Origin of the sequence: Microbacterium sp. B35-04 (assembly GCF_010634885.1) — a bacterium.
In the GTDB taxonomy this organism is placed as follows: Bacteria; Actinomycetota; Actinomycetes; order Actinomycetales; family Microbacteriaceae; genus Microbacterium.
This window is the reverse complement of the sequence record NZ_MWLP01000105.1, coordinates 1-10,330: the sequence shown is the minus strand read 5'-3', so window position 1 is coordinate 10,330 and position 10,330 is coordinate 1. Positions and strand designations below refer to the sequence as shown.

The following is a 10,330-nucleotide window of genomic DNA, read 5'->3' as shown; positions in this document are numbered from 1 at the left end:
GCTCAACGACCGGAACCTCTCTCGGTCGTTGAGCGTGCGAGGAACGAGCACCGGCGTCAGGCGTTCAGGCCGCGCAGGGCGGCGACGACGTCGCCATGCCAGCGCCTCGCGGCGGGAAGGGCGCCGGCGAAGAGGGGTGTGTCGTGCGTCACGCCCTGGTAGCGCACGACGCTGGCATCGACCCCCGCCCTCCGCAGCGCCGCCCCGTAGGCATCGCCGTCGCCGCGCAGCGGGTCGTACTCCGCGGTGAGGATCACCGCCGGCGGCAGCCCCTCGTGGGACGCGGCGAGGAGGGGCGAGGCGAACGGCTCGTACGCGTCGGCCGGCCGGCGCAGATACGTGTTGGCGACCGAACGCAGCTCGCGCATCGCGATGAACCGGGGGATGCCGAGCCGCCGGGTCGCCCGCAGGTCGAGGTGGCGCCCCGTCAGGTCGACCACCGGCACCTCGAGCAGCTGCAGCCGCAGCGGAAGACCGGCGCGGTCTCGGTTCACCAGCGTGACCGCCGCGGCGAGGTTCGCCCCGGCCGAGACTCCGGCGATCGCGATGCGCCGGCGGTCGACGCCGAGCTCGTCCGCCGAGGCGAAGAGCCACTCGAGGGCTGCGTACGCCTGCTCGACGGCCACCGGGTACTGATGCTCGGGAGCGAGCGCGTAATCGACCGCGGCCACCACGACGCCGGCGTCGTGCGCGCGACGGCGATTCGCGGCATCCGTCGTCGGATAGCCGATGCCTCCGATGCGGAAGGCCCCACCGAACAGCGAGAGGACGCCCGGGATCCCCTGCGGCGGAGCATCGGCGGGATCCGGGTGGTACACCCGCACCCGCACCTCCGGGTGCCCCGGCACCTCGACGACGTGTTCCGTGGTGCGGATCCGCGTCCCGGCCGTGCCCACCTGGTGCAGTTCGCGGCGGTCCCATGCGAGCGCCGCCTTGCGGTGCCGGGCACGTGCGCGAGCGCGCGGTCCCAGCGGCGGCATCGTCGCTGCGGATGCCGGGGGCGCGACATCCGCCGACTTCTGGGCAGTAGTCGGCGCCGGACCGCCGCCGCCCATGCCCGTCATCGCCGCCGGCCCGCGGGCGAACGGCCACAGCGCGCTCAGCCGCGAGCGCACCGAGCCCAGCGCCTTATCGAAGAGGTGCTTGCGATGCACCCGCAGTCGCTCTTCGAAGAACGGATCGAGATCCATCGGCCCTCCCCGTGTCGATGATCAGAGCTTAAGACGGCGTCGCCAATGCCGCCCGGGCTTGACGCCGGCCGAATGGTGCCTCCAGCCGTCCCGCATCACGCGTCTTGGGCTCGAGCCAGGGGATTCGCGGCGAGACCGGGAGCGACGTCCTCGTTCTCGGCGCGAATCCTCTGGATCGGTGCGCAGCGGCGCGCCCGGCCGCCCCCGAGATGCGAGAAGGCCCGCAGCTCCGAGGAACTGCGGGCCTTCTGCAAGCGGGTGCTTACCAGCTGGACTTGGTCACGCCGGGCAGCTCGCCACGGTGCGCCATGTCACGGAAGCGGACACGCGAGATGCCGAACTTCGTGAGGACACCGCGGGGGCGGCCGTCGATGACGTCGCGCGAACGCACGCGCACCGGCGAGGCGTTGCGGGGCAGCTTCTGCAGACCCACGCGAGCGGCTTCGCGCTCCTCGTCGGTCGACGTCGGCGAGACGAGCGCCTTCTTCAGCTCGGCGCGCTTGGCGGCGTAGCGGTCGACGACCGCCTTGCGCTGCTCGTTGCGCGCGATCTTGCTCTTCTTAGCCATGGATCAACGCTCCTCTCGGAATTCGACGTGCTTGCGGATGACCGGGTCGTACTTCTTCAGCACGATGCGGTCGGGGTTGTTGCGGCGGTTCTTGCGCGTGACGTAGGTGTAACCCGTGCCGGCGGTCGAACGCAGCTTGATGATCGGACGGACGTCCTGTGCCTTCTTGGCCATCAGAGCTTCACACCCTTCGCCTGGAGGTCACGGACGACCGACTCGATGCCGCGGGCGTCGATGACCTTGATGCCCTTGGCCGACACGTTGAGCTTGATGTTGCGACCCAGCGACGGAACGAAGTAGGTCTTCTTCTGCACGTTCGGGTCGAAGCGGCGCTTCGTCCGGCGGTGCGAGTGCGAGATGTTGTGACCGAAGCCGGGAACTGCTCCAGTCACCTGGCACACTGCTGCCATAGTGATGTCTCCTTAGTACCGTGGAGCCGGACGGCCCCACCCAAGATCCCTTGTCTGCATCCCGCGTTCGATCCGGCCGATGAAGGCCTCGATCTGAAAGTGGGATGCGAACTGCGTGCTGGAGTGCGCGCAGACGAAGAGTCAGTCTAGCACGGACGGCGTGTCGGCCTTGACGCGGGACGGAACGGCCCACAATGTGTCCAACGGACACCGCCGGCGCGATGCTCCCCCCATATTCCGGCGCGGGAATCCTTCCTGACAGGACGGCCAACGGCGGCCGTCCGCCAGGTGCCGACCATTGCGGTTGTCTACAACTTCTCGCGGCGGCCGGCGGTCCCGGTGGAACATGTTCGTCAAATCGGGGGGAGAGGCGATGGACATCGATTCGCACGAGGAGGCCCGGCTGTGGCCGGCGTCCCCGTTCGACCTCGCCGACGCGCATCGCTGCCCGTCGTGCTTCGCCGTCATCTCGGCGCGCGCCTGCGGCTCGTGCGGATTCGAGCTGACCGACCCGCGTGCGGTGCGCGTGCTCGAGCTCGGCCGCGAGATCCTGTCGGTCGAGCTGGCGCGGCAGCGCCTGATCGACGACATCCGTCTCTCGTCCACTGCGAACGCGCCGATCGCGACGGGTGAGGCGGTGGTGACGGATGCCGCGCCCTTGCCGCTCACCGTCACCTCAGCGACCACGGCAGCCGAGGTGGCCGGCGTGGCCGTCGGCTCCCACGTGACCCCCGGCATCGTCGCTCCGGCGACGGTCGATCAGCCCGTCACTGCGTCCACGTTCGTCGCGGCGGCGACGGTGGCCGACGCCGACGGCGACGCCGACGTGGTCGCACGCCCCCGCATCCCGGCGCACGGACCCGCCGCGCCGGAGTCCACGCCGGCGACGGTGCCGAGCGGAGCAGACCCGGTCACACCCTCCGCTGTGACGTCCGCCGCACCCCGCCGCCGCCTCACGGTGCCGGTGCTGCTGCTGATCGTCGGCGTCTCGCTCGTCGGCATCGCCGCGGTGTTCTTCCTGCTGCTGGCGTGGTTCGTCGCGGGGATCGAGGCGCGGGCGCTCATCATCGGCGGCATCACCCTGGCGACCGTGGTGCTGGCGTCGTGGCTGCGACGGCGCGACCTCGACGCGACAGCCGAGGCGATCGGCGTGCTCGGCGTGGGGCTGCTCGCGCTGGACGCGTGGGCGGTGCGGGCGAACGACCTGTTCGGCGCGGGCTCCACGGACCCCGCGGTGTACGCGGGGATCTCGGCGCTCGTCGTCGCCGTGCTGTGCCGACTGTGGTCGCGGATCTCGGGGCTGCGGGGTCCCGACCTGGCCGCCTCGCTCGCACTGCCGGCGGGTGCCGCCTTCCTCGTCGGAGGCCTGATCGATCTGCCGACCGCCGAGGCCGTGACCGCGGGCTTCCTGGGCGCTGCCGCCGGAGGCCTCGCGCACGCGCTGCCGGCGCCGTGGTCGGCGGCGAGGGGCGGAGCGGCGGGTGTGCCGGAGCGCCTCGTCCTCGCGCTGGCGGGAGTCGGCTCGCTGATCGGCGCCGCCGTGACCGCCGCGGTCGCGACGGGCGACGCAGCACCCGTGGTGGTGTGGTGCGCCGCGCTCGTGGCGGTGCTGGGCGCGGCGCACGCATGGGCCGCGCAGCCCCGCCCCGGCGTCGAGCCCCTTCCCGGCGCCGGCGTCATCGCCGGCGTGGCCTCGAGCGTCGCTGCCGCGGTCGTCGGCCTCGCGGGCTGGTTTCTCGCGCTGCGCCTGGATGAGCCCGTGTTCACGGTGTTCGTCGGCCCGGTGCTGGCGGTCGCGGTCGCCGTCGGGCTGGATCTCGCACGCACGCTTCGCGCCTCGAGCGCGCTCGTGCCCGCCACTCTCACCGCCGCGGGGATCGGGGGCCTGTCGATCGCGGGCACCCTCATCCTCTGGGTGCTGCAGGCGGAGTCGGCGCTCGCATCGGGGTGGAGCAGCTGGCACACGGATGCCTTCACCCTGCCGCCCTCGGCTCCCGAGGCGCCCCTGATCGGGGTGGCGGCGGCCGTCGCGATGGCCGGGCTGCTGTCCGCTGCCCCCACGCTGCGCCGGCCTCTGCTGAGCGATCTGCGCGCCGTGGTCGTCACCCTGCTGCTCCTGGCGGCCGCGGCACGCACCGCCATCCCCGCCGTGCTCGTCGGCACCGCGCTCCTCATCGCGGTGGCCGCTCTCGTCGGCGCCGCCCGCGCGTCGACGCACGTCGCGCGGGAGATCCGCCGTGCCGCGCCCGGCGTCGGTGCCGAGCCGGCCGCTTCGGCCGATGACGCGCAGACCGGCGCCCGGGTACCTCTCGGGCAACTCCCTCGGGCCGCGTCGCTCGAGGGTGCGAGCATGTCGGGCGCGATCGCCGTGGTCATCGCCTTCGCCGCCGGCACCGCGACCCCGTGGCTCTGGCTCATCGGAGTCGCGGCGGCGGCCGTCTACCCGGTGCTGCTGCGCACGGTGCGGCGCGCCGTCGGGCCGCTCGCCGTCGTGCTCGCGCTGGCGCCGGTGGCGGTCGCGGTGGTGGCGGCGATCATCGCCCCGGCCGCACTCGGCGCCGCGACCGGGCTCACCGGCTCGGGGCCTGCCGTCAGCCTCGCCCTGCTGCAGTGGGTCGCACTGGCGACGCTCGTGGCCGCGGCCTTCCTGCGCATCGACACGGCCAGCCGCATCGGCCTCGCCGTCTCGGGCTATGCGCTGACGACGCTGACGCTGGTCTGGACGCTGGTCGCGGCGGCCGACGACGTGGCCACGGATGCCGCCACCGCGGCGACCGTCGCCGTGATCGGCGAGCCCTTCGCCGGGCTGGTGCGAGGGGTCGCGCTCCTCGCGCTCCTCGCGCTGATCGCGATGGGTCGCACGCGGCTGCGCGGGCACGCCGTACCCGCCGCCGCACTGCTCGCCGCCCCGGCGATCGCGGCGCTCGGCCATTCGGCGCTCGACATGGCCGGCGCGAGCGACAACGGGTGGGCGACGCTGGTCCTCGCCGCAGGGCCGGTCCTCGTCACCCTCGCGACCGCCGCGATCGCGGTCACCTCGGCGCGCGCGAAAGAAGGCATGCCCGCCGCCCCCGACGCCTCGCGTCCGGCAACGGCTCCGCCCGGCACCACCGACCAGGGCACCACCGACCTGGGCACCACGGCCCTGGGCACCACGGACCTGGGCATCGCCGTCCAGGGCACGCCCGCCGCCCGGCCGCTCGCCCCGCTCCGCGCGCGCACCGCCGCCGATCTCGGCGCGCTGCTGACCGGGCTGTGCATCGTCTGGGGCATCGCCCCCGACCTCGTGTGGGCACTGCTCGCACTGGTCGCGCTCGCGTGCGGCGCGGCATCCGTCACCCGCGGCTGGGCCGCGCCGCCCGCCGTCGATGCGGCCGACGACCGCTTCGCCACACGGCGCGCCGGCCTGCCCGTCATGACGGCCCCGCGCCGCCTGCTCGCCTGGCCGGCGGCCGTCGCCGCGTGCGCGGCGTGGTGGGCGCTGCTCGGTGCCGGCACGCCGGACGCCGACTTCGCACTCGAGGCCTACGCCGTTCCCGTGACGGTCGTGCTGGCGGGGTTCGCCGCTGTACTCGTTCGGCTCCGCCGTCGCGCCGAGGCGAGCATCGCCCTCGGCGCCGCGCTGACCGTCGGCCTCGTCTGGCCGGCCCTCACGGCATGGGGGGCCGCGAGCGTCTTCGGGGTGGCGGCCGCGGCGGAAGAGCCGCTCTTCGGCACCGTCGTCGCTCTCGTCGCCGCCCTGGTGTGCGTGCTGCTCGCGCTGCCTCCGGTGCGCGGCATCCGTCCCCCGTCGGTCGTCGGGTCGACGGTCGCCCTGCTCGCCCTCACCCTCGCCGCCGTCGATCGCGCGGTCGATTGGTCGACGGACGCCTGGCCGTGGCAGACGGCCTGGCTCGCGCTTCCCGTCGCCGTCGGGTACGCCTCGGGCGTGGGCTTCGCCGGGGCACGGCCGGAGCGGCTGTCGTCGCGCGGCTACGCCTCCGCGGCGCCGCCGGCCGCGCTCGGTGCGGGGGCCCTCGTGGTGCTGGGCTTCGTCGGCCATGGCGCCGTCGTCGCCGGCGCCCTCGCCGTGCTCCTCGCGGCGCACCTCGCCTCGGCCGCCATCGGGCGGGCACCGTTCGCCCGGGCGACCAGATGGACGGCGCTGGCCGGCGCCATCGCCGTCGCAGGCGTGTCGGTGCTGGCCGGAGGGACCCGGGAGGTCGAGTTCGCGACTCTGCCGATCGCCGCCGCGTGCGGGCTCGGAGCCGTCCTGGCGGTGCGTCGTCGCCGCCGTGCCGGGACGACGTGGCCGGCGGGCGAGCAGTACGTGTGGTCGGCGGCGCTGGCGCTCGCCACCGTGCCGAGCCTCCTCGCTCCGGCGGAGCCCGCCCGGGTCTGGCTGCTCATCGGCATCGGGCTGATCGCCGCGGTCGCGATCTCGCTGACGCCGATCCCGGACGCGTGGCGCGTGCGGGTGCCGTCGGCGCTGATCCTCGCCGCGGCGGCGCTGGCGATGGGCGTGCGCGTGCTCTTCGACCCCTGGTTCGCATTCGGCGACGCGGCAGCCGCCACGGCGGCCGTCGGCGCCGTCGCGGTGGCGATGAGTCTCACCGCCACCGCGGTCACCTTCGCGGAGGCGCGGGTGGCGGCCTGGCTGGCGGCCGCGGGGGTCGCCCTGCTCGCCACGACGACGCTGCTGCGCGCCGGAGACGACGCAGGGGTCGTCGCAGTGACCGTCGCGATCGCCGGCGCGGCCGCCGTCGCGGGCGCGGCCGCCCTGGGGCTCCGGCGGTGGGCGGCCCTCGGCGCGGTGCTCGCCGTCGGCGGGCTCGTCGTCGTGGCCATCGGATGCGGGGTGCGCTTCCTCGCCGTCGCGGGCGACCCGGGATTCGAAGCCGATCTGTGGGTGGTCGCGGCGGCCGCGATTGCGGTGGCGGTCGCCACTGCGGCGATGCGCGCCACGAAGTTGCGACGCGTCGACCTCACCGTCGGCATCGGGCTCGCCCTGGCGGTGGTGCTCGTCGGAGCGGCCGAGACCGCCCTCCTCGCCGCCGGCACCGGCACCGGCCTCGATGAACTGCGGACCGCGACCACCATGACGATCCTGACCGCGGCGGCGTACGTCGGCGCCGTGTGGCGCGGCCGGCTCGGAGCGGCGCCCGCCGTCGTCGCGGCCCTGACCGCCGCCGTCTTCGGCACCCTGGCGTTCTTCGCCTTCGGTGTCGACCCGGTGGAGCTCGTGACGGTGCCCGCGGCGCTCGGCGGAATCGCCTACGGTGCTCGCACGCTGCGGCGCCGGCCGGAGTCCCGCACCTGGCCCGCACTCGGCCCATGGCTCGCCCTGCTCCTGCTGCCCTCGCTGCTGTACGACTTCTTCGGCGAGGCGGAGCTGTGGCGCATCGTGGCGCTCGGCGTCGTCGCCGTGGGCCTGGTGGTGGTCGGCGCGGTCTTCGCGCTGCAGGCGCCTCTCGTGCTCGGCTCGGCCGTGGTGCTCGTGCACGGGATCGCGCAGCTCTGGCCGTTGATCTCGACGTCGTACGTCGCCGTGCCGTGGTGGCTGTGGCTCGGCATCGGAGGCGCCGTGCTGATCTTCATCGCGGCGCGCTACGAGCGACGGGTGCAGCAGCTGCGCGCCGCCATCACGGCCGTCACGTCGCTGCGTTGATCACGACGGGCTGATCACGACGGGCTGATCACGCCCGGGCCGGCCTCGCGCGCGCCGCGCCCCCACCGGAAGGGCGACACCGTCGGGTCACCCGGGATCCAGTAGCGCCACGGGAACACCGCGGTGCCCGCGACCCCCGCCACGCCCACGCGCGGGCCCGACGCCACCTCGGCCAGCGGCTCGGCGAGCAGCTCCAGTCGGGCGACAGCGCCGTGAAGGGCGGTTCCCGTGATGGCGTCGATGCCATCGTGCACGGGATGCCGCAGTCCCACGGCATCGCCCAACCGGCCGGGTCCGCGCGCCAGGTCGCGCGGCGTGCGAGCCGCCGGCCGACGGCGGGCCGCGGCATCCGCCCCCTCCAGCACCTCACCCGCCCGCAGCAGCACACCGCCGGCGACGCCGTCCGGTCCGCACACGACGTTGACGCAGGAGTGGATGCCGTGGCTGAGGTAGACGTACAGGTGACCCGGTTCGCCCCACATCGTGGCGTTGCGCGGCGTCGGCCCCATGCGCGCGTGCGAGCCGGGATCGGGCACCGTGCCGGTGCCGCGGCCGTGGTACGCCTCGACCTCGGTGAGCCGCAACACCACGGTCTCACCCTCGACCACGGTCGTGAGCCGGGCACCGAGGAGGCGCGGCGCGACGTCGGCGGGAAGGCGCTGCAGGTCCGCGCGGGTCGCCGCTTTCCAGAGCTCCCGCACCATGCCGCCGAGTCTACGTCCGCGCGTCGGCGCGCCGACGGTCTCGCGGCAGTTGCTGCGAGCGATACTGTTCGCGCATGGGGAACTGGTTCGCACTCATCCTGTTGAGCGTCTCGCAGTTCATCATGGTGCTCGACAGCACGGTGATGAACGTCTCGATCTCGACCGTCGCCGCCGACCTCGGCACCGACATCTCGGGCATGCAGGCGGCCATCACCTTCTACGCGCTCACGATGGCGGCGTTCATGCTCACCGGCGGCAAGCTCGGCGACCGCTGGGGGCGCAGCCTCGCGTTCCGGATCGGCTCCGTCATCTACGGCATCGGCTCGTTGACGACCGCGCTGAGCCCCAACCTCACCGTCCTGATGATCGGGTGGTCGCTCGTCGAGGGTCTCGGCGCAGTGCTCGTGATCCCAGCGATCGCCGCCCTCGCCGCGATCAACTACGAGGGCCGCGCGCGGGTCGTCGCGTTCGCGGTGCTCGGCGCCGTCACCGGCGGCGCCGCGGCGGCAGGACCCCTCATCGGCGGACTCGTGACCACGTACTCGTCGTGGCGCTACGTCTTCGTCGCCGAGGCGATCGTGATGACGCTCGTGCTGATCGTGTCGGGGCGCATCAAGGACGTGCCGGGCGACCGCACGCTGCGCATCGACCTGCTGAGCGTCGTGCTGTCGGCCCTGGGTCTCGCGCTCCTCGTGTACGGCATCCTGCAGAGCAAGACGTGGGGCTGGTTCGAGCCCCTGAACCCCCCAGTGATCAACGGCGAGCCGTTCGCCCCACTCGGCATCTCGCCGGTCGCGTACATGATCCTGCTGTCGGTCGTCGTGCTCTGGCTGTTCGTGAAGCGTCAGCAGCAGCTCGAGCGCACCGGGCGGGTGCCCCTGCTCAAGGTCAGCCTGCTCCGCATCCCGGCTCTTCGCAGCGGCCTCACGATGTTCATGGCGCAGTACTTCGCGATCGCCGCTCTCTTCTTCGTCATCCCGGTGTACCTGCAGACGATCCTCGGCTTCGACGCCCTGCAGACGGGCCTGAAGATCCTGCCGCTGTCGATCGGGCTCATCCTCTTCTCCGTGGTCGGCTCGCGGCTGGCGGCCGTGCGTTCGGCCCGCAACCTCGGCCGCATCGGCCAGCTCACGCTCGGCGTCGGCCTTCTCCTGGTGTTCGTCGCCGTGCGGCCCGAGCTCGCCGACTGGCTCTTCGCGACCGGCATGTTCGTGGTGGGCGCCGGCTTCGGGCTGCTCGCCTCGCAGCTCGGCAACGTCAACATGTCGGCGGTGGAGCAGTCCGACACGTCCGAGGTCGGCGGCCTGCAGGGCACGTTCCAGAACCTCGGCTCGTCGTTCGGCACGGCGATCGTCGGATCCGTCTTCATCCTGCTGCTGACCTCGGGCTTCACCGCCGCGGTGCAGCAGAGCACGACGCTTCCCGACGACGTGCGGGAACAGGTCGTGGCGAGCGCGTCGAAGGGCGCCCCCATCATCTCCGAGCAGCAGGCCGAGGATCTCTTGACGGATGCCGGTGCCGACCCCGACGCCGCGTCGGAGGTCGCCCGGCTCTACGCCGACACGCAGGTCGAGTCGCTCCGCCAGTCGCTGTTCTTCGTCTTCGCGCTGACGCTGCTCGGGCTCCTACTGTCGACCGGGCTGCCGTCGAAGATCCCCGTGCCGGCCGCGCGCAAGGACGGGGCATCCGGCCCGTGACGATCCTCGGGGGCCCGCGGCCTGACGCTCGCACGCAACGCGTCCCGGACCCCCTGCCGATCGGCGTTCGCCCTGCCACCGCGCCCGCTGAATCGGTTCACTTGCGCTGAATGT

7 protein-coding genes are annotated in these 10,330 nt (G+C 73.5%); 2 read left to right on the top strand and 5 right to left on the bottom strand.

Going from position 1 to position 10,330, the window contains the following annotated elements; all coding sequences use genetic code 11:
• Positions 1–56 precede the first annotated feature (56 nt).
• The 4 genes from B1729_RS18625 to rpmB all read right to left on the bottom strand — a co-directional run bounded on the left by B1729_RS18625 (position 57) and on the right by rpmB (position 2,168).
• The gene (locus B1729_RS18625) at positions 57–1,190 is read right to left on the bottom strand and encodes an alpha/beta hydrolase (RefSeq protein ID WP_163634266.1); all 1,134 of its coding nucleotides are present in this window, start codon (positions 1,188–1,190) and stop codon (positions 57–59) included.
• Positions 1,191–1,452: 262 nt separating this feature from the next.
• A complete protein-coding gene (gene rpsN, locus B1729_RS18620) occupies positions 1,453–1,758 on the bottom strand; it encodes a 30S ribosomal protein S14 (protein ID WP_163615787.1) in 306 nt (101 codons plus the stop codon).
• Between the two features lie 3 nt (positions 1,759–1,761).
• Entirely contained in the window at positions 1,762–1,932 is a 171-nt protein-coding gene (rpmG, locus tag B1729_RS18615; RefSeq protein ID WP_005051772.1) for a 50S ribosomal protein L33, read from the bottom strand.
• Positions 1,932–2,168, bottom strand: coding sequence for a 50S ribosomal protein L28 (gene rpmB, locus B1729_RS18610; RefSeq protein WP_055832508.1), 237 nt, complete (start codon positions 2,166–2,168; stop codon positions 1,932–1,934). Before rpmB ends, rpmG begins: the two co-directional genes overlap by 1 nt.
• A 373-nt stretch (positions 2,169–2,541) precedes the next feature.
• On the opposite strand from rpmB, the gene B1729_RS18605 reads away from it, so the two are divergent.
• Positions 2,542–7,815, top strand: coding sequence for a hypothetical protein (locus B1729_RS18605; RefSeq protein ID WP_163634263.1), 5,274 nt, complete (start codon positions 2,542–2,544; stop codon positions 7,813–7,815).
• A gap of 14 nt (positions 7,816–7,829) precedes the next feature.
• Here B1729_RS18605 and B1729_RS18600 read toward each other — a convergent pair whose 3' ends face one another.
• Positions 7,830–8,519 (bottom strand): DNA-3-methyladenine glycosylase, encoded by a 690-nt coding sequence (locus tag B1729_RS18600; protein ID WP_163634261.1) that lies wholly within the window; start codon positions 8,517–8,519, stop codon positions 7,830–7,832.
• Positions 8,520–8,593: 74 nt separating this feature from the next.
• Here B1729_RS18600 and B1729_RS18595 point away from each other — a divergent pair, with 74 nt between their 5' ends.
• Entirely contained in the window at positions 8,594–10,216 is a 1,623-nt protein-coding gene (locus tag B1729_RS18595; RefSeq protein WP_163634260.1) for an MFS transporter, read from the top strand.
• Positions 10,217–10,330 lie beyond the last annotated feature (114 nt).

Bases quoted from the DNA above. Each gene is read 5' to 3' on its own strand.
- B1729_RS18625 (WP_163634266.1), bottom strand. From the start codon at position 1,190: ATGGATCTCGATCCGTTCTTCGAAGAGCGACTGCGGGTGCATCGCAAG.
- rpmG (WP_005051772.1), bottom strand. From the start codon at position 1,932: ATGGCCAAGAAGGCACAGGACGTCCGTCCGATCATCAAGCTGCGTTCG.
- rpsN (WP_163615787.1), bottom strand. From the start codon at position 1,758: ATGGCTAAGAAGAGCAAGATCGCGCGCAACGAGCAGCGCAAGGCGGTC.
- B1729_RS18605 (WP_163634263.1), top strand. From the start codon at position 2,542: ATGGACATCGATTCGCACGAGGAGGCCCGGCTGTGGCCGGCGTCCCCG.
- B1729_RS18595 (WP_163634260.1), top strand. From the start codon at position 8,594: ATGGGGAACTGGTTCGCACTCATCCTGTTGAGCGTCTCGCAGTTCATC.
- B1729_RS18600 (WP_163634261.1), bottom strand. From the start codon at position 8,519: ATGGTGCGGGAGCTCTGGAAAGCGGCGACCCGCGCGGACCTGCAGCGC.
- rpmB (WP_055832508.1), bottom strand. From the start codon at position 2,168: ATGGCAGCAGTGTGCCAGGTGACTGGAGCAGTTCCCGGCTTCGGTCAC.